This window comes from Nocardiopsis sp. L17-MgMaSL7, from assembly GCF_003182025.1.
GTDB lineage: Bacteria > Actinomycetota > Actinomycetes > Streptosporangiales > Streptosporangiaceae > Nocardiopsis > Nocardiopsis prasina.
Genome location: NZ_QGTF01000024.1, coordinates 34,780 through 53,454, shown reverse-complemented (window position 1 = coordinate 53,454; position 18,675 = coordinate 34,780). Strand labels below are relative to the sequence as shown.

Genomic DNA, 18,675 nt, shown 5'->3' with positions numbered 1-18,675 from the left:
GAGATGGGTGACAGCGACTCGGTCTACGAGAACCCGCAGAGCGACTACACCAGGCAGCTGCTCACCGCCGCCCCGGTCCTGGACCCGGACGAGGCCCGTGACCTGCGCGCTGAGCGCGTCGCCAAGCGCGCCGCCGACGCCGCCTAGTCCCTGGGACGACTGTGACGGGGCCCCGGCCACTGGAGGACAGTGGCCGGGGCCCCGTGTTCGTTCCCCGGGGCGGGTGCGCCTACACGGGCTTGCGGAGTTCGGTGACGCAGTCGCGGTACTTGTCGACGGTGTACTGGCCCTCGGGGCCCCAGGAGGTTCGCTGCCCGGTGACCTCCAGTCCCGCCTCCCGGACCCAGCCCGCGAAGGCCTCGGGGGAGACGTCGGAGCGGTTGCCGTCATCGCGCCACCGGCGCTGGCTCAGCCACCGCTGGGCGATCCTCCCGGGGCGGCCCGCGCGCCGGTTCACCGGTGCCAGGCGCAGCGACCAGTCGGGCTTGCCCGCGTGGTGGATCACCGCGGTCGCCCCCGGTTCCAGCACGCGCGCGACCTCGCCGAGGTATCCGGAGATCACGTCCGGGTCCAGGTGGACGAAGACGTCGAAGGACCAGACGAACGAGATCGACGCGTCGGGGACCGGGTCCATCGAGTACCCGGGGGTGTGGTGGACGTCGAGGCCGTGGCGGCCCTCGAACCGCTCACGGCAGCGGTCCAGACAGCTCTCGTTGACGTCCACGATCCAGACCCGGGGGGAGAGCTCCAGAAGGTGCTCGGTCCAACGGCCGTGTCCCGGACCGATCTCCAGGGAGGTGCCCCGGGCAGCTCCTGGGGCGAGCAGCTCCTCGACCAGCCCGGCCTTCCACTCCTCGTAGGGCTGACCGCAGTAGGCGGCCATATGGGCCCATTCGTCACCGCTCCGCTCCCAGGTGTGCGTACCTCCCCAGGTCCGGCGATTCCAATCAACGGTGGGCATTTCTCTTCTTCCTCCCGGGGGTGGGTTCCGCGTTCGTGCTGGTGAATCGCCTCGAATCCTATCTCCGTGCCGGGTGGAGGTCCTTTTCGGAGAGGGCAGTCGTTTTTTGTGCGGATTCGCATTGCTTTTTCGGAGATGATCCTTTCGGAGGCTTTTCGAACGCGGGAGAATGGGCTGACCGTGTCCCGGGAAGGAAGCCGGGATGGGCGAACTGGTGTTGGTCAGGCACGGGCAGACCGAGTGGAGCAGGGTGGGTCGGCACACCGGCCGCACCGATCTTCCCCTGACCGAGGAGGGCGAGCGACAGGCGGGGGCGGTGCGCCCGATGCTGGAGGACCGGGAGTTCGCGCTCGTGCTCACCAGCCCGCTGGACCGGGCGGTGCGCACCGCCGAATTCGCCGGTCTCGAAGGCGCCGACACCCATCCCGATCTCGTGGAGTGGGACTACGGCGCCTACGAGGGGATCACCACCGCCGAGATCCACCGGAGCACGCCCGACTGGAACCTGTGGACGGACGGGGTGCCGCCGGGCGCGAAGGGGTTCCCCGGTGAGGGCCCGGAACAGGTGGGCGCGAGAGCCGACCGGGTGCTCGACCACCTCGCCCCGGCGCTGGAAACGGGCGACGTCGTCCTGGTGGCCCACAGCCACCTCCTGCGCGTCCTGACCGCCAGAAGGCTCGGGCTGCCGCCTTCGGGAGGGGCTCTGTTCCGTCTCGACACGGGTTCGGTCAGTACTCTCGGAACGGAACACGGGCGTCCCGTCCTGACCTCCTGGAACCGTTCCTGGTAGTCCTGGGGAATGAGTCATCGAAAAAGGCGTGGTCGCGAGGAAAAGGCGATTTCGTGTTTTATGCCCGCCGGTGTTCTGGGTACGGTCCCCGTGGATGGACATCGAAGCGCGAACAGGAAACGTACTCCCGATCCCTCGTCCACGCCCCGCTCCCGATGACGGGCCACCTCCCCGCTCGCTCCCGCCCCCTGACCCACGCCACCCCAACCGCCCCGGCCAGTAGACCGGTCGGCCGTCCGTGTCGGGCCCCTCTCCCGGCACGGACGTCCACTCCACCCGCAGACGCCCGGCCTCCACGGCCATACGCGCCCTGTCCTCCGGGAACGAGCCCTCCCAGGGACAGCCCAGTGGGAACCAGGCCGCAGGCTGACCGGTCTCCTCGCCCAGGGGCAGGGCCCGGTCCAGGACCGTCGCCTCTTCGGGCACGACCGGTGTCGCGTAGGACCGCGTCCAGGGACCGCTGTTCAAGGGGATCTCGTCGCATCCCCGTGACCGTGGTGTCGCGGTACGGCACAACGGGTCCACGCACCGGACGGGACCCACCGGTGGTGGGCGGCCGTCACAATGGAGGGATGTCGAAGCGCCCACGCCTCCAGCCGCCCCAGTCCGCAGACCAGCCCTGTCCCTGCGGCAGGACCCGGGCGTACGGCCAGTGCTGTGGGAGGCTGCACGACGGCTCCGCGAAGGCCGCCACCGCGGAGGACCTCATGCGCTCGCGGTACAGCGCCTTCGCCGTCGGCGACGAGGCCTACCTCCTCCGCTCATGGCACCCGGACACACGCCCGGCCGGGGTCGGGCTGGACCCGGCCACCGAATGGGTCGAACTGGAGATCCTCGGTACCGGTCAGGGGACCCCCTTCCACAACGAGGGCACCGTCGAGTTTCGTGCCCACTACCGGGAGGACGGCCAGGCGGGGCGGGTGCACGAGCACAGCCGATTCCTGCGCCACGACGGCGCCTGGGTCTACCTCGACGCCCTGTAGGGCCAGACACCGGACCGTCACGAACAGCGGGGACACGCTCCCGCAGTGGTGGGCCGGTCAGCTGGAGCGCACCCGGCCGGAGGAGCTCGACCGGCTGTACGCGGACTTCGGCGCGGACCTGGTCGCCGCCTGCCGGAAGGCCGGCCTGAGCGCGGAGTACGCACCTCCCACCAGTACGAGCCTGAACGTGCCCGGGATCGGCGCCCTCCGGGACAGCGACCTGCGGGAGACCTTCGAACGAGCGGCCGTCAGCTCAGCCGGGGCCAGGTCCGAGATCGCCGCGAGCGTGGCGAACCACCTGGTGGACAGCGCGCGCGAACAGGGCATCCTGTCCGCCCTGACCTCCGACGGCGCCGTGGTGGTGTCCGCGCTCCGCGACGCCTTCCACGAGGTCGGCGCGCAGGCCTCCTTCCAGGGAGTCAACACCCTGGTCGTCCAGCTCCCCGACGGCCCGAGCATCAGCACGGACATCGGCTCCTTCCGCTCCGGGGTGGAGGGCGCCACCCCCGAGCAGGTCAACCAGCACGCCTCCGCGTTCGCCCACGCGGCCCTCGAACAGTTCGCCCAGGCCACCAGGAACAACCAGGCGGTCAGCACTCCCGCCTCCGGGCGGTTGCGGGTCCGGCTCTACCCCGCCAGCGCCTTCCCCGAGGGCGTAGTGGAACAACTCCTGGCGCGGGAGATCGCCCCCGGCCTGTGGCAGACGGTGGTCATCGACAGACCCGAGTCACTCCAGCCGGTGTCGCGGGTGACCCACGAGCAGTCCGGACGCCCCGACGCCGAGGTCTTCACCGAGGCCGTCGCCAGCGCGCTGGAGGAGCCGGTGGAGGCGAGCGAACACGAGCTCAGCGGGGCGAGGATCGTTCACCTCGGCGCCCAGCACCCGTACGTCGGGGCCCACGCGCACGCGCTGGACCGGTTCGTGGGGGAGGCCCCGCACGGCGTCCTCGTGGCCTTCCCCGTACCGCAGGTGATCCTCGCCCACCCGCTCGGCCAGGGACACCCGATCGCGGGGATGGACCACCTGGGCCAGCTTGCCCAGCGGTTCGCCGACGACGCCGAGAAGCCGATCAGCCCCCAGCTGTACTGGTGGCACCCGGGGTCACGGGGCCGCGCGCAGGGGGAGCCGCTCGACCTGCGACCGGTCGGGATGACCCTCGACCACGAGACCAGGTCGGTCACCCTGCACACCTCGGACGACGAGTTCGCCTCCCTCGTCGACTCCCTGGCGCGTCAGGGCTGAGGTGCGGGCCCGGTGGTCAGCGCCGTTCGCGCAGCCGCCGGGCCAGCTCGCCCGCTCGGGAGGCGGTGTCCGGATCGGGGTGGTGGCGGGACAGGGCGTCCAGGACGGGGAGGGTGTCCGGGTGCGCTCGCAAACGGACCGGATCGGGGTCCTCCAACACGGTCCGCTCGACGTCCGGGGTGCCCTCGGCGGACAGGAACTCCGGCAGGTCCGCGTTGTCGGGGGTCATCGCCGCTGCGATCATGTCGATCACCACCCACGGTCCGTGCTCACCCAGGACCCGGTCGATGCCCCGCTGGGTGAGCATCCCCGAGGAGAGCAGGACGACCGCCGCCATGCTGGCCACGGCGGGGCGCGGTGAGTGCAGCAGGGAGCGCAGTTCGGGCTCCAGTTCGGAACTCGTGGTGTTGAGTACCTGGGTGCCCACCCAGCGGCGCAGGGCCACACCGGGCCCGTGGACGACCGCGCTGATCTGCCGCAGTGCCTCGGCGGGGCCGCGCCGGTCCAACCAGGGACCGGCCTCGGCGAGGCGTTCCTCGACGGGCAGCACCGACAGCGCGTCCAGGAAGCGCGCGGCGCGGGCCTCGGCGAGGGTGTCCACCAGCGGAGCGTGGATGCCCACCTCCAGCAGGAGCTGGCGGACCCCGTAACGGCCCAGAGCGGTGAGTTCGACGGTGCAGTGGCCGTGACCGTCCGGCCCCGTGGCGTGGGTGGGGCGGTGGTCCAGGGCGACCGCCCCGGTGTCGGAGAGCTGCCACAGGACGTGCAGGAGCAGGTCGGTGGCGCTGGTCACGGGAGGCGTCGGGGAGAGCAGCGCCTCACGCGCCAGGGTGTCCAGGTCCGGGCGGGAACCGTCAGGGGCCTCGTACAGGTGGCGCAGTACCCCGGGGAGCAGGTCGGGGCCGGTGGTACCGGGGGTGGGCGGGTCCGAGCGGGTGAGTTCGCCCCGGGCGTGCTCGATGGTGTGCTCGAACTCCCGGAACCACCAGCCCAGGACCTGTGCGGGGTCGCGCACCCGGTGTTCGAGTCCCGGTGCGGGGCGGGCGTGGGCGTCGTCGATCTCCACCAGGCCCAGGCGCAGGGCCGCGGACCAGGGGACGACGAAGTGGGCGACATCGGCCACCGAGTGGAGCCCGCCCAGCCAGGTGGCGCGCTCCGTGACGAGACAGGGGAGGTCGGGCGGCCAGAGCGCGAACCGGGTGATGGCGGTCCGGGCGTCGTCGATGCCGGGCACCCCGTGCCGAGTGACCGGGGTGGCCGGGGCGCTCCAGCGGGCCAGGCTGAGGGCGTCGCACAGCAGTGGGGAGTCCAGCGCCATCCGGGCGAGGGCGTCGGCGGGGAGCAGTGACACGGGCCTTGCGGCGAGGGGTGGGTGCTCCGGGTTCGACGGGTCATGAGAGGGCATGTCCGCTCCCGGTTTCTCTTCGGGTGTTCGTCTGCGGACTCGGTACGGGGGGAGTGCTCCGCAGGTCTTCGTGAACCCCTCTTGTACCGCCCCCGCACCGGGTGGCGGGCCGGTTCGCGCAGATCGGTACGAACCCGGGAGGTGGTTGTCCACAGAACGCGGTTCGGGTCCGATGCCGGGGACGGGTCGTGTCTAGGCTGGTGGAATGGACCGTCGCACCGCGCTGGAGTCACATGTCCGATCGATGACCGCAGAACGGGTCGCCGTCCTCCTCACCACCCTGACGGAGGGGGTGGTCCGGTACGCGCGGGCCACACCCCCGACCCTCCTGCACCTGTTGCCGATCCTGGCCTACCGCCCGGGGGCCTTCGAACGGCTGACCCTCGCCCACCACCAGGTGCTCTACGCGGCGGTCGGCGCGGTGGAGGACCGCGAACGCCTCCGTGAGGCGAGGGCTGACCAGGGGGATCCGTGGGAGAGGGTGCCCGGGCCGGTGGAGCACGAGACGCTGCTGGCGAGACTGGACGCCGACCGTCCCGGGCTGGCGCGGGTCCGGGCGGAGGCCACCGTCGCGGACCTCGTGGACCTGGCGCTGATGTGGCCGGACGGGCGGAACGGCTACCACCTTCCTGACGACGCCATCGAGCAGTTCGGCCTGCCTCACGTCCCGCCCACGGTCCGGGAGGGTCTGGGCCGGCTCGACCTGGCCGGGGTGCGCAGGGTCGCCCTGACCCTGGGACTGGACCCCACCCGGGAACGCGCCACCCTGACGGACGGGATCGAGGAGGTTCTGGGCGCACCCGAACGCGTCGTGGAGCTGTGCCACGCCGCGCGGCACGATGTCGCCCACCTGCTGCTGGGCCACGCGTTCCTCGGGACCGAGGCGCGGACCTTCCTCACCAGGGGAGCCGGAGAGCCGTTCAGCGTTCCGGCGGACGGCACCGGGGACTCCGACCTGGACTGGATGTTCGAACACGGTCTGCTGCTGCCCCCGGAACACCCCGGTGACGGACTCGTCATGCCGAGGGAGGTGGCGTTGGCGGTTCGCGGTGCCCACCCCTGGCCGTTCGACCCCGCGCCGCAGGCGGTGGTGGGGGTCCCGTTGGACCGGATGACGCCGGGCGGGGGCGCCGACGTGGCCGAGGGCTCGCGCGCGGCGCTGACCGCCCTGGCGGGGGCGGACGTCCGGCTCCTGGAGGCGGTCGCCGAGCGCCCCCCGAGGCTGCGCGTGGACGGCCTGCTCATGAAGCAGGAGCGGCGGCGGCTCGCCCGGGTGGCCGACGGCGACGAGGACCTGGCCAGGGTCTGGCTGGAGGCCGGTGCGGTCCTGGGGCTCCTCACCGTCCGCCTCGGCCGGGTGGTGCCGTCCGAGCAGGCCGCGGCGTGGAGAGACCTCGACACGGAGACCAGGCTCGCTGCGCTGGCCGAGGCCTGGGCGGGAACGGAGGACGCCGCGCTCTGGTGGCCGGCACCGGAGGGCGGGTCCCTCTCCAGAGTGCGGTCCGGCCGGGCCCGGACGCGCTGGGCCCTGGCCTGCGCGCTCAACGACCTGCCCTGGGGGACCAGCACCGGGGTGGTGGGTCAGCGGTTGCTGGCCGAACGAGCTGAGGGGCGAGAGCCGCGCACGGGGGCGCGGTGGCTGGTCTCGGCGGTCACCTGGTACCAGCCGTCGGTGGAGGCCGAACCCGACACCGTGGGCCGTGTGCTGCGGGCGCTGAGGGAGGCGGAACTGCTGGGGGCGGTCTTCGGCGGTGCGACCACCGAGGTCGGCCGGGCGCTGTCCCGGCACTGCCGGTGCCGGTGGGAGGCCTGGCCGCACGGGAGCCCGGGGACGGTGGCGGCGGTCCGTTGTGGGCTGGGCCCGGCTCCACCGGACGACGAGCGCTCAGGCGGTTCGCGGCGGTCGCCGGAGGGTGGTGCCGATGGGGGGATGGCGGCCGGGAGAGGCCTCGCGGAGGAGCGGACGGAGGACGGGCGCGGGGAGACCGGACGGACGCGGTGGGGCGGGGGTTCCGAGGGGCGGCAGCCCCGGCGGGCGGGTGACCCTGGTCCGGAGCCCGGGATCGGGAGCCGTGTGAAGGAGGCCGGGACCGAAGGCGGGCGATCCCGTCGGCGGGATGGGGGAGCCAGGGACGGTGGTGGGTCCGGGGGGACGCGAACGGGGAGCGGCCGTGCGGAGGCCGGGTGTGGTCTGGTCGGGCCTGGGGAGGCCCGTCACCGGGAGTTGCGCGAGGCGGCCCGGGAACTCTTCGCCCCGGGGTGGGTCGGAGGGGGCGCGGACGGCACGGAGGGAGCATGATCATCCTCACCGAGATCGCTGATGGTCACGGTGTGTGGACCTGGGTGTATCGGGTAGTGCCGGGGCGGCCTCGCGGGGGTGGACGAGGTGTTGACTGTGCGTGAACGCGCCAACCACGGCGTTTCTCGCCTTTCCCCTCTTTCCTGTCGGGAATGGAGTGTTTCGCGAGCTCGGTCTACTCGTGGGTAACCGTGATGTTCCGGCCGGTCCGAGGGCGTGCCGGAGCTTTCGTGACCCTGTGTAGGATTCCCTGTGCGTTCGCGTAACTCGGGTCACTTTCGTTCGCGTTCCACCACCCAGCCGCAGCCTCCGTGCGTCCGTGCGCCCTCTTACGGGTTCCGTGCGCTCTGGGGCACGTCTGTTGTGCCCCGCACGCCCACGGGACCGTACTGAGAGGTAGACATGTCCCCTAACACCGTTGGTCTGGCGCTCCTCCTTCTGGGGGTGCTGCTTCTGATCTCCAAGCTCGTCCGCGTCCGGTGGAAGCTGACACAGAAGTTGTACCTGCCGAGCTCGATCATCGGCGGCGGTATCGCGCTGCTCCTCGGCCCCGACCTCTTCGGTCGGGCCATGGGACTGCTGGCCGACCGGGGCATCGCGGAGGGGTTCGCCGAGCGCGCCGCGGAGGGCGGGCTCTTCGGTGTGGACATCATGTCCGTGTGGGCCTCGCTGCCCGGGCTCCTCATCTCGGTGGTCTTCGCCAGCCTCTTCCTGGGCAAACGCATGCCGAAGATGCGTGAGGCGATCGACCTGGCCGGGCCCAACCTGTCCTTCGGCATCACCGTGGCCAGCGGCCAGTACGTCATCGGTCTGCTGCTCGCCCTGCTGGTGCTGGCGCCGTTCTTCGGCGTCCCCGTGATCTCGGGCGCGCTCATCGAGATCGGCTTCCTCGGCGGGCACGGCACCGCAGCCGGCCTGGGGGACACCTTCGAGCAGGTGGGCTGGGCCGAGGGCCAGGACCTGGCACTGGGCATGGCCACCATCGGTCTGCTCTCCGGGGTCGTCATCGGCATCATCCTGATCAACTGGGGCGCCCGCCGGGGCAAGACGAGCGTGATCAGCTCCGACAACAAGGGCTCCGACCGCGAGCAGGCCGGTCTGGTCGAGCGCGAGAAGCGCACCCCCGGTTCCATGATGACGATCCACCCGTCGTCCATGGACCCGCTGACCCTGCACTTCGGCCTGGTGGCCCTCGCGGTGATCATCGGTCAGCTCGTCCTGTCCGCCCTCCAGTGGGTCGAGCAGGTCGTGTGGGCCGACACCATCGAGATCATGGCCTACGTGCCGCTGTTCCCGCTGGCGATGATCGGCGGCATCATCGTGCAGCTGTTCATCGACCGCTTCGACCGCAACGACATCGTCGACGAGCAGTCGGTGGAGCGCATCCAGGGCCTGTCGCTGGACGTGCTGGTCATCGCCGCGATGGCGACCCTGTCGCTCCAGGCCATCGCCGACAACATCGCCGCGTTCGCGGTGCTGTCCATCGCGGGCATCCTCTGGTGCCTGTTCGCCTTCCTGTTCCTCGCGCCGAGGATCATGCCGAACTACTGGTTCGAGCGCGGCATCGGGGAGTTCGGCCAGTCCCTGGGGGTCACCGCCACCGGCATGGTGCTCATGCGCGTGGTCGACCCCGAGGTGAGGACTCCCGCCTACCCGGCGTTCGGGTACAAGCAGCTGGTGTTCGAGCCGTTCTTCGGCGGTGGTCTGGTCACCGCCGCCGCGATCCCGCTGATCGTCAGCCCGCTGGTCGGACCGTGGGGCTTCCTGGCCATCATGGCCGCGACGATGGTCGCCTCGCTCTTCTTCGGCCTGGTGGTGCTCCGGCGCAGGCGTCGCAAGGAGGAGCAGCGGGCGGAGCAGGGCCAGGAACAGGTTCCGGTCGCGTAGGACCGTTCAGGCGCCCTCGACGCGGGCTGGGGCGTGGGCCGAGGCTGCCCGCGCCCGGGCCGCGATCGACGGGTCGGGGTGGTGTTGTCCGAGCATGCGCAGGACGGAGCGCGTGTCCGGGTGCTCGAGCCGCCAGAGCCGGGCGACATCGTCCAGCAGGACCCGGTCGATGCCCTCGGCCGCCTCGGAGACCAGGAACGACTTCAGCCCCGTCTCACCGAGGCAGGTGGCGGCGGCGAACATGTCGATGGCGGTCCAGTGACCGAACTCGGCGGTCAGCCTGGCCCGCTCGTGCTCCGAGAGCATGCGCGAGGCCAACAGGACCACCGACGCCAGACTCGCCAGAGTCGGGTCCCCACTGCGGAGCAGGGCGTACAGCTGCGGTTCCACCCGGGAACTGATGGTGCCGAGCGCCATGGTGGCGTTCCACCGGCGCAGGGCCAGCCCGGGGCCGGAGGAGACGGTGACGATCTCCCGCAGCGCCTGTTCGGGGGTGCGCGCGTCCAGCCACGCCGTGAGGGCGACGAGCTGGCCGTCGAAGGAGAAGTCGGCCAGGGCGTCCAGGAACTCGTCCGCGTCGAGCCGGATGAACTCCTCGGTCAGGGGCGCGGGCCGTTCCTCGGCCAGGATGATCTGCCGGATGCCGAACCGGCCGAGGTCGGTGAGTTCCACCCAGGTCGGGGCCGCGCGGGGGGTGTGGGCGTCCTCGGAGCGGGGGCCGTGCCAGCCGAGGGAGATCGCTCCGGTGTCGCTGAGCTGCCACAGCGCCTGGGTCAGCAGGACGGTGTTCCAGGCGGGGCAGCGGGCCGGAAGGTAGTGGGCCTCGCGGGCGGGCAGGATCTCCTGGGTGACCAGGCGCAGGGGCACGTGCGCCCCGTTGGGCGACTCGTACAGGCGCGCCAGAGTGGTGTGGGGTTCGAGCTTGGCGATACCGCGCAGGGACTGCTCGACGCACGAGTGGAAGGCGAGGGTCCACCACCGCAGCACCCTGCCGGGGGAGCCGAGCCAACGCTCCAGCTCCGGCGCGGGGCGGGCCTGACCGGTCTCGCACTCGATCATGCCCAGGTGCTGGGCGGTGCGCCAGGCGACTGTGAACTCCTCGGCCTGGGACACGCAGGTGATCCCCTCGGCCCAGGCCTCGCGTCGTTCCCGGTCTCGACCGAGGCCGCTCGGCCACAGCCCGAACCTCTCGATGGCCGCGCGCACGTCGTGCGGGTCCGGCATGCCGTCCACGTCCACGGGGGTGACCGGGCCGCACCAGCGAGCGAGGTCGACGGCGGCGCGCAGGAGACGGCTGGACAGGGCCCTGCGGGCGAGTGCCTCGGTGGGGAGGAGGGACACCGGACGGGCCGCGAATCTGCGGTGGGACGGCGCTTCCGGATGGTGGGATGACATCTGTGCCCCCGGCTTCTCCTCGCTCTGAGTTTCTCTCACTTTTACAGCGGGAGCGGGGGCCGTGGACCGTTTTCGAGGACATCGTGGGGAGAACGCAGTCGAAAGGGGCTTTCGGGTGGGGGACAAACCGGGAAGGTCGGCGGAAAAACCCGGCTTGGGGTTCCGTTAACGATCTGTCCGGGATTGCCTGCCCTGGAATCCTGGAAGCAGCAGTGTGGATTCGCGGGCTCAGCGCAGGTGGGAGGCGCCGTTGACGTCCAGAACCGCGCCCGAGGACCAGGCCGCCTCAGGGGAGGCGAGGTAGCGCACGGCCGAGGCGATCTCCTCCGGCGCGGCCACCCGGCCGAAGGGACTCTGCGCCCGGACCCCGTCCGTGAGCCGGGCGGAGACGCGCTCGGTCTCCACGAACCCGGGCGCCACCGACGCCACCGTGATGCCGTGCGGGGCCAGGGCCACCGCCAGCGACTGGCCGAGCGCGTGCAGCGCGGCCTTGCTGGCGCCGTAGGCGGGGTGGTCCGGCTCGCCCTTGAAGGCACCACGCGAGCCGACGTTGACGATGTGCCCGCCGTGGCCCCGGCCGATCATGTGCCGTGCGACCAGGTAGGAGAGGTCCGCCGCCCCGAAGACGTTGACGTCGACGGTCGTTCGCCAGGCCCGCCGCCACTCCTCGTACGAGGAGTCGGCGACCGGGTGCGCGACGTTCACCGCGGCGTTGTTGACCAGCACGTCCACACCGCCCAGGAGTGCGACCACTTCCTCGACCAACGCCGCCGCGGCCTCGGGATCACGCAGGTCGGCCCCGACCAGCACGTGACCCTCCCCGGGCAACCCCGCGAGGGTGGCCTCCGCCTCCTCGCGCCGCGAGCCGTAGTGCACGGCGACCCTGTCACCGCCCTCCGCGAAGGCGGTCGCCACCGCCCTTCCGATTCCCCTGGCAGCACCGGTGACCAGGACGTTGCGACTCATGGAGCGACCCTTCGACGGTGGTACGGCGACCCGAGGCTACCGTCCCGGGGCGGGAGACCACCGCCCCGCCCCAGAAGGGGCAGTGCTCCGTGCCCTCAAGGACCGGCCAGCGGCCGACGGCCGCTCAGTATCGGCGGGCAGGGGAACGCACGTCGAGGAGGCGCCGCGTACCGAGGAGTTCAGCGGCCCACCCCCACGGTGCCGAACCGGGCGCGGCGGGCGGCCCTCGCCGCGTCCGGGCCCAGCGCCCCCAGGGCGATCGCGGTCAGCACGCCGTCCGCTGCCGGGTGACCGGAGCCCCACATCAGCCTCGTGACGGTCTCCGGGTCGCGCCAGACCTGGGCGTCGGCGGGCAGCGGCGCGCCCAGCTCCACCCGCAGCGCGTAGGTGTCCAACATGACCACCACGAGCTGCTCCAGCCGCACGCGGCCGGGGTCGTTGCGGGCGTGCGCGATCCAACCGCCCAGCACGGGGTGGTCGCGGTAGTCCTCGAACACCCCGCACAACCCGTCGTCCGTGCCGTCGAGGAGCCGGAAGACGTCCAGCCGCTGGCGCCAGGCGGCGAGTTCCGCGCAGACCTCCAGCAGCTCGCGGGCACCGGTTCGGACGCCCCGCTCGGTCAGCCAGGTGCGTCCCAGAACCCGCGCGTCCACCGGACGCCCCTCCCAGAGCTGGAGCAGCAGTTCCCGAGCGGTCATGACCGCGGTCGGCGGGTAACCGGGCAGGGAGATCCCCCAACGCCGCCACCGGTGAGCCATGCCCTGGTCACCCAGGGGTGTGATCCGCAGTCCGGCGTCGGGGAGGGGCTCCACCGCGCCCACGTGGACCAGTGTCGCCACCGCGGCCGCGACCCGGTCCTCCGGAGCCGGGAGCGGCTCGTCCCGGGACGACGCCGATCCCCTCGGCGCCGGGACCGAGGGCGCCGGAGCCGCCTGGGCGGGCCACGGGTGGAGGGCCTCCACCAGATCGGGGATGGTCCACACGCCGCCCGAGGTGAACAGCTCCCCGAGCACACGCAGCCCGAGCGTGCCGTGCTCCGCCACCATCGCGGGCAGAGCACGGACCCAGGAGAGGACGATCCCGGCGTCGTCGTCCCGGTCCCGTGCCGCCGCGCCCGGACGGACCTCGGTGTAGGTGGTCCGCAGGAACCCGGCGCGCAGGGCGACCTCGAACAGCCGCGCCACCCGCTCGCGGGGGAGCCCCAGATGCGCCGAGGCCTCGTCCACGGTGTGGTCCGTGAGGGTCTCCTCCTCGACCCCCTCAGCCAGGGGCAGGCCCGCCCCCGCCCACGCGGTCAGACGCAGTGCCCCCTTCAGGACGGGGCAGGCGCGAGCCGCGGGGGCCGAGCTCTCGGCGGGAGCCAGGTGCACTCGGGGGAGGTCCTCCGGCTCCCACAGGCGCCCCCACCACGGGGCGCCGTCCGCGGTCCCCGACCAGGGGACCTGATCACGGGGGAGGGGGAGGGCCTCCTCCACCGCCGCGCGCAGGGCCCGGGGACTCTCCTCGGGGCCGAGCAGCTCCCTGGCCACGAGGTGGTCGCACCAGGTCAGCCAGGTCGCGCGGAAGTCCTCGGGGAGCGGGCCCCCGGCGGACAGGGTGAGCACGACCCGGGTGACGTCGTCGCGGTCCCAGTCGGTCGGATCGGATCGGACGTGGCCGTGGACGGTGAGGAGCCGGGTGAGGAATCGCGGGTCGACACGACGGGCCGGGCGGGTCTCGCGGGCCCAGTCGAGGCAGGAACGGACAGCGTCGGTGACGGAGGGGGAAACGGTCATGGCGTCCTCGCTTGTCTCCCGGGGGCGGGGGCGGCCGCGTCCCTCGCACCACCGAAGGTGACGCGGCCACGTGTCCATCATCGGAGAATTCGCGTTCTTCTGCTGAGGGCCTGTGGACAACCCACGTTCGCCGGGTTCGGAGAGGACCGGATGAACCTCCGGGGGGCGCCGGGCAAACCCGTCGGAAAGCCCGCATCGCTGAAGGGCGGAACGCCCCGTCTCTTCGCGTTGAACCCCTCCCGAACGGACACCGTCGGCGACCGCGTACCGGTCCTGGAGCGTTATGGGTCGTTGGACGTGCATCCCTTGTACGCGCCCTCTTCGGGTGCTCGGATGCCCGGGTGGCAGATCCGGAGCGGGGTCCCGGTGACCGGGGCGGAGCGGCTTCTCGTCCGGTGCTGCGCACTCGGACGGTGATGATCCGGGCGCGGCGCCCTTGACCTGCCCCTCCATGGTTGGCCTGCCCGAAAGCGACCGTCTCCGCCCCCGTGGTCGACCTGCCGGCCCGTGCCCACCCCACAGGGGCTGACATTGCGAGCCCGCGCGGTCAGAGGGCCCCTGGAGCCGGCGCGGTTGACGGTCGGAGAGGCGCCTACCGGGCCTGGGCCGCTGTGTCCCTCAGCGGGCAGGCCCTGATGCGGGCCAACACGCTGTCGGCCCAGGGGTGGGCGGACACGGTGCGGACGAACGACTCGGGGTCGTCGTCGACCGGCGGCAGCCCGGCGTCCACCAGTGCCCGCGCGGCCTCCTTCGGCGCACGGCCCGCGAGCCAGCGGTCCAACAGCACCTCCACGTCCACCGGGCGGACCCCCTCCACCAGGTCAAGGAACCCCTGCGCGTCGAGATCGGCCACGGGCGCGACGACCGGAACCTCGACGCCGGACTCGCCCAGGTGCCGGGCGGCGCAGTGGTCGCCCAGGTCGGAGGTCCGGTACCGCTCCGGTCCGACCCTCTCCACGGCGTCGAGGTCGGCCAGGACCTTGAGCGCCCGTAGGACGTGCTGTTCGGGCTCCTCGGAACCGGGGAGGGCGCCGGGGCCGCAGGAGTCGACCAGCTCGGCCGGGGTGCGCGCCCGACCGGACAGGAAGAGTTCGGCCAGCAGCAGGAACGGCGCGGGTCCGGGAAGTGCGGCCATGGTGGTCAGGGCGTCCGCCCAGGCGTTGGCGGCGGCCCCGGGACGGTCCTCGGCCCAGGCGCCCGCCGCCGGGCCGGGCAGGACGTGGAGGTAGGTGGTGCGCACCAGCGCCGCCGAGCGGGCCACGGAGAACAGGAAGCGGATCTCGGCCGGGGTGGTGTCCAGGTCGCTGGCGGCCCGGGCGGTCTCCTCCACGCCGAGTTCGTCGTGGTCGGTGCCGGGGCGCAGCAGTCTCCTGGGCGCCACCCAGGCGGCCAGCAGGGCGGCCCGGTGCAGGGTCGGGCAGGCGGCGGCCCGGGCGTCCAGCTCGGCCAGCGGAGCGGGCACGTAGGGCAGCAGCGGAGTGGGGTCCTCGTCCTCCACGCAGCCCAGTCGCGCCAGCAGCGGTGAGGCGGCGTCGTCCATCGGGTCGCGAACGGTGCGCGGGGTGAGGCCGGGCGTCAGTCCGATCCGCTCGATGGTGGCGCGCAGACGGCGCGGGCTCTCCACCGACAGCAGCCCCCCGGAGGAGACCAGATGGTCACACCAGGACAGCCAGCTGTCCCGGAGGCTCTCGGGCAGGGTTTCCCTGTGCCGCAGGATGGTGGCGACGTCGTGGACGTCGTCCACGGTCCAGTCGCCGGGTTCGTGCGCCCCGGTGTCGCGGTGGGCGCTGAGGAGGAGGGCCAGGTCGTCCTCCTCGAGGACGGGCGGGGGGTCGGTTTCGTCGGCCCAGTCGAGGCAGGCGGAGATGGCGGGCAGGATTCGCTCAGTCATGATGTGGTCACCGAACGTTAGGCGGATGGCCGAACCGCACTAGGTTAACCCCGGCAGGTGCTCTCGTATGGGAAAACGTCGAAAACCGGCCCCCTTGGCCTCCGTGTCCGGCCGGTGAATGGGGGCGTTTTTCCCTGGGGTTCATGGGGGAGCGGTGAAGTGGGGGAGAAATGCGGAGTAAAAGCGACGGAATCGTGATCAGTGAGTGTATCGACTGGTTTCGCCGTGCTCTCTCAGGTAATGGCTAATCAGCGTTTCGATGGCCGGAATCGGTCATTTTCTCAGAGGCTGTGATGTTTGGGGGCCGTGAGTCGGGAAGAATCGCCGGAGGCGGATGGCGGTGACCGACCTCGGGTGAGGGGCCCCGGGTCAGGGTGTCCGCACCGCGGGGTGGGGGTGGGCTGTCCGCGCACGAGGTTTGTGGATACCTGTGGGGAGTACATAGAAAGACAAATGCGATAATCCAACTGGATTTCGCACTTTACGTCATCCCAGGAGGTCGCCCGCGTGGCACGGAGTACCGACCCGGAAAGACGCCCCGAATGGCCCGACGGCATGGATGTCGAAGAGCTCCTCGGACGGGGGTGGCGGCCCACGCCCTTTCGCGAGTTCATCCTCAAGATCCACAGCCGCTGCAATCTGGCCTGCGACTACTGCTACATGTACGAGATGGCCGACCAGAGCTGGCGGTCACAACCCCGCCGCATGGCCCGGCCCACCGTGGACCGGGTCGCCGAACGCATCGCCGAACACGCGCGGGCCCACGGCCGCGAGCGGGTGGACGTCGTCCTCCACGGCGGGGAACCGCTCCTGGTCGGACTCGACCACCTGCGACACACCGTCCAGTCCCTGCGCAAGGCCTGCGAGCCCGACGTGCACGTCGCGCTGCGGATGCAGACCAACGGTGTCCTGATCGACTCCCACTTCCTCGACCTGTTCGAGGAACTCGGCATCCGCGTGGGCGTGAGCATCGACGGGGCCGAGGCCGACCACGACCGCCACCGCACCCGCGCCAACGGTCGGGGCACCCACGCCGAGGTGCGCGCGGGCATCGAACGGCTCAACGAGCGCGACGGCCGCCTGCTGGCGGGCCTGCTCTCCACCGTCGACCTCGAGTCGGACCCGGTCTCCACCTTCGAGCACCTGCTGGAGTACGACCCGCCCAGCGTCGACTTCCTCCTGCCGCACGGCAACTGGGACGAGCCGCCGCCCGGCTGGTCGTCCACCGAGCCGCGCTACGGCGCGTGGCTGGTCTCCGTGTTCGACCGCTGGTACCACTCCGCCGAGCGCGAGACCAACATCCGCATGTTCAACGAGATCATCCGCCTCGTCCTGGGCAGCCCCTCACGCACGGAGAGCGTGGGACTCTCCCCGGCAGCCCTCGTGGTGGTGGAGACCGACGGAGGGATCGAACAGGTCGACAGCCTCAAGTCGGCCTTCGAGGGGGCGGCGAGCACGCCCCTGCACACCTTCACCCACACCTTCGACGAAGCCCTCTACCTGCCCGCCGTGGCCGCCCGCCAGATCGGCGCCCGCGCCCTCAGCGCCACCTGCGCCGACTGCCCGCTCTCCCGGGTCTGCGGCGGCGGCCTCTACCCGCACCGCTACCGAGAGGGAAGCGGCTTCCTCAACCCCTCCGTGTACTGCGCGGACCTGTTCCACCTCATCACCCACATCCACCAGACCGTGGCCGCGGACGTGGCCCGCATCAGGAAAGGGCTCTGAATGTCAGATCCGGTTCCGGAACCGGTGTTCGAGGCGCTGTCCCGTGGCGGCGGCGGAGCCGGGGCCACCGCCCACTTGCGCGCCGCCCAGTTCGGCAAGCACCTCCTGCTGCTGCGGCGCGTCGTGGACGCTGCCCGGGGAGCCGGACACGCTGACGCCGACCGTGCCCGGGACGCCTACGACCTGCTTGCCGAAGCCCAGGAACACGCTCCCGACCGGGTCGCGACCGTACTGCGCCACCCCACCGTCGGAGTGTGGGCCCGACGGACCGCGCTCGCGCTGGCCGGGCACCGCCCCGAACGGCCCCGGGTGTCCGGACTGGCGGCGATCGCGGCCGTCGCCGCCCTGCGCGGTGGGATGGACGCACGCCTGGAGGTTCCGCTGGACGGCCCCACGGCGCCGTTGCCGTCGCTGGGCCGGGCCCTCGTCGGGGTGGAGAGCCGGAGGGTCGGTACGGGACGCGCCCTGTTCGAGACCACCGCGGGCCGGGCCGTGCTGCGTACCGGGAACGGACCGGAGGTCACCGTCCCCGAGGACCCCCACGAGGACGCGCCCGGCTGGCACGCCCTGCGCCGATTGGTCGCCGAACACCGGGGAGAGCGGCTCACGCTCCTTCTCGACGACCAGGACCCCGACCGCATGCCCGGTGCCGACCTGGTCGCCCATCGCCTCGGCGCCGCCGAACTCGCCCGCTGGCGCCGCGACCTGGCGGAGTCCTGGCGGCTGCTGGTGGACCACCACTGGACCGTGGCCGCCGAGACCGCCGACACCGTGGTCACGCTGACCCCCATCACCGCGCCGGGCGGACGCGCCCACACCAGCGCCACCGCCCGGCACGCCTTCGGCAACCTGGGGCTGTCCACCCCGCCGGGACCGACCCTGCTGGCCCTCACCTTCGCCCACGAGGTACAGCACGCCAAACTCACCGCCCTGCTCGACCTGGTGGAACTCACCCTGCCCGAGGACGGCAGCCGCTTCTACGCGCCCTGGCGTCCGGACCCTCGTCCCGCCTCGGGGTTGTTCCAGGGGGTCTACGCCCACCTGGGGGTCGCCGGGTTCTGGCGCAGGCACCGGCACACCGTCACCGGGGACGAGGCTGCCCGAGCCCACGCCGACTTCGCGCACTGGCGGCGCTCCACGGTGGACGCGGCCGAGGCCCTGGCCGACTCGGGCCGGCTCACCGCCGAGGGTAAACGGTTCCTGGCCGCCACCGACCGGACTCTGAGGGCATGGCTGGCCGAACCGGTCCCCGCCCCGGCGGAGGAGGCCGCCGAGGCCGCCGCCCGCTCCCACCGGGAGCGCTGGCACGCACGCCACGGCTGACCCGGATCAGGGGGCCGGCCCGAAGCGTGGGG

General features: G+C 72.2%; 13 protein-coding genes. 7 read left to right on the top strand and 6 right to left on the bottom strand.

Annotated features, from left to right (window positions below; all coding sequences use genetic code 11):
* Positions 1–229: 229 nt before the first annotated feature.
* Positions 230–961, bottom strand: coding sequence for a class I SAM-dependent methyltransferase (locus BDW27_RS26225; protein WP_199560774.1), 732 nt, complete (start codon positions 959–961; stop codon positions 230–232).
* Positions 962–1,163: 202 nt separating this feature from the next.
* On the opposite strand from BDW27_RS26225, the gene BDW27_RS26220 reads away from it, so the two are divergent.
* The 3 genes from BDW27_RS26220 (at position 1,164) to BDW27_RS26210 (ending at position 3,977) form a co-directional block, all read left to right on the top strand.
* Positions 1,164–1,751, top strand: a complete 588-nt coding sequence (locus BDW27_RS26220) for a histidine phosphatase family protein (protein WP_110052354.1) — start codon at positions 1,164–1,166, stop codon at positions 1,749–1,751.
* 572 nt (positions 1,752–2,323) lie between these two features.
* Positions 2,324–2,734: a YchJ family protein gene (locus BDW27_RS26215; RefSeq protein ID WP_110052352.1), complete on the top strand. Its 411-nt coding sequence runs from the start codon at positions 2,324–2,326 to the stop codon at positions 2,732–2,734.
* Between the two features lie 187 nt (positions 2,735–2,921).
* Complete coding sequence (locus BDW27_RS26210; protein WP_199560773.1) at positions 2,922–3,977, top strand: hypothetical protein; 1,056 nt, start codon at positions 2,922–2,924, stop codon at positions 3,975–3,977.
* Positions 3,978–3,993: 16 nt separating this feature from the next.
* On the opposite strand, the gene BDW27_RS26205 is transcribed toward BDW27_RS26210, so the two are convergent.
* Positions 3,994–5,328: a hypothetical protein gene (locus tag BDW27_RS26205; protein ID WP_017544878.1), complete on the bottom strand. Its 1,335-nt coding sequence runs from the start codon at positions 5,326–5,328 to the stop codon at positions 3,994–3,996.
* Between the two features lie 259 nt (positions 5,329–5,587).
* On the opposite strand from BDW27_RS26205, the gene BDW27_RS26200 reads away from it, so the two are divergent.
* Together BDW27_RS26200 and BDW27_RS26195 are read left to right on the top strand one after the other, a co-directional pair.
* On the top strand, positions 5,588–7,681 hold the full coding sequence (locus BDW27_RS26200; RefSeq protein WP_233515942.1) for a hypothetical protein: 2,094 nt from the start codon (positions 5,588–5,590) through the stop codon (positions 7,679–7,681).
* Between the two features lie 402 nt (positions 7,682–8,083).
* Positions 8,084–9,568: a sodium/glutamate symporter gene (locus BDW27_RS26195; protein WP_110052348.1), complete on the top strand. Its 1,485-nt coding sequence runs from the start codon at positions 8,084–8,086 to the stop codon at positions 9,566–9,568.
* Positions 9,569–9,574: 6 nt separating this feature from the next.
* Here BDW27_RS26195 and BDW27_RS28100 read toward each other — a convergent pair whose 3' ends face one another.
* The 4 genes from BDW27_RS28100 to BDW27_RS26175 form a co-directional block, all read right to left on the bottom strand.
* Positions 9,575–10,909, bottom strand: a complete 1,335-nt coding sequence (locus BDW27_RS28100) for a hypothetical protein (RefSeq protein ID WP_304592624.1) — start codon at positions 10,907–10,909, stop codon at positions 9,575–9,577.
* Positions 10,910–11,191: 282 nt separating this feature from the next.
* Positions 11,192–11,929 (bottom strand): SDR family NAD(P)-dependent oxidoreductase, encoded by a 738-nt coding sequence (locus BDW27_RS26185; protein ID WP_110052346.1) that lies wholly within the window; start codon positions 11,927–11,929, stop codon positions 11,192–11,194.
* 179 nt (positions 11,930–12,108) lie between these two features.
* Complete coding sequence (locus tag BDW27_RS26180) at positions 12,109–13,704, bottom strand: hypothetical protein (protein ID WP_110052344.1); 1,596 nt, start codon at positions 13,702–13,704, stop codon at positions 12,109–12,111.
* 592 nt (positions 13,705–14,296) lie between these two features.
* Entirely contained in the window at positions 14,297–15,595 is a 1,299-nt protein-coding gene (locus tag BDW27_RS26175; protein ID WP_017544884.1) for a hypothetical protein, read from the bottom strand.
* A gap of 555 nt (positions 15,596–16,150) precedes the next feature.
* Between BDW27_RS26175 and BDW27_RS26170 the strand changes: the two genes are divergently transcribed.
* On the top strand, positions 16,151–17,320 hold the full coding sequence (locus BDW27_RS26170) for an FxsB family cyclophane-forming radical SAM/SPASM peptide maturase (RefSeq protein WP_110052343.1): 1,170 nt from the start codon (positions 16,151–16,153) through the stop codon (positions 17,318–17,320).
* A complete protein-coding gene (locus BDW27_RS26165; protein WP_110052341.1) occupies positions 17,321–18,643 on the top strand; it encodes an HEXXH motif domain-containing protein in 1,323 nt (440 codons plus the stop codon). It abuts the gene before it with no gap.
* The last annotated feature ends 32 nt before the right edge of the window (positions 18,644–18,675 follow it).